This is a genomic window from Gordonia sp. ABSL11-1, from assembly GCF_030315685.1.
GTDB lineage: Bacteria > Actinomycetota > Actinomycetes > Mycobacteriales > Mycobacteriaceae > Gordonia.
In genome coordinates, this window is the sequence record NZ_JASXSI010000092.1 from 1 (window position 1) to 827 (window position 827).

Genomic DNA, 827 nt, shown 5'->3' on the forward strand with positions numbered 1-827 from the left:
GGCTGGGCTCGCAGTTCGTCCGTCACGATGCCACGTCTGCAACTGTTCAATGGTGGACATGAGTGTGTTGAAGTCGAGGTCGTAAGGCCTCGCCAACAGTCGAGTGGACCTCGTCACCCCATCCCGCGCGGACACGCAGATCACTGCCGGGACCTTATTGCTGAGGTCGTGGTGCTCGATTGTGTCGTCGCCGAAGGTATACCGCGCCCCATTGCCAAATGTGATGCCTGTCGACGACAGCGTCAGCGGTCCACGATCTCGGTAACTTGCGAATCCAAGAATTGGAGCGACGCACCCAAACGCTACCGCCGAGATCACCAGCCGCCAATCCTGGGCCGAGCCCGTCGCCATCGCAACAACGGTGGCCGCAGCTGCGACACCGCAGATGGCCGACAACCAGAGCGCAGCGTTCCGCATTAGCGGCTGCCGACGCACGACCACATAGTTCGGAGCCAATTCGACCCGTCGACGCTGGGGAATGACCAGTACCACAGGAATCAACGCGATCGCAGCGCAGACGATCGCCATCACTGGGATAGCGACCGCAATACTCAACGCTCCTCCGGCCAGCCCGATGGCGAAAACGAATGCGAGCCTGTAATAGTTCGGCCGGTAAGCGAACGAACTATATCTCGCCCACGTCATCGTTAGCGAACCCTCAGAGTTGTTCAGCGCCATAGCGAATCGATGCCCTTCGATGTTCCCCAGGATGCCGCTAGACCGACGCCCGCACCGACCGCAACCCGATCCCCGTACCTACGCCCGGACCGAACGCGGTCCCGAACGCCGCGCCGGCTTCGGCTCCCGCCCAGGCCCCGGCCACCAAG

1 protein-coding gene is annotated in these 827 nt (G+C 62.2%); it reads right to left on the reverse strand.

What is annotated here, in order from left to right:
* Positions 1-678, reverse strand: a 678-nt coding sequence (locus tag QSJ19_RS26590) for a hypothetical protein (protein ID WP_286324059.1), incomplete at its 3' end; no start/stop codon positions are given.
* Between the last annotated feature and the right edge of the window lie 149 nt (positions 679-827).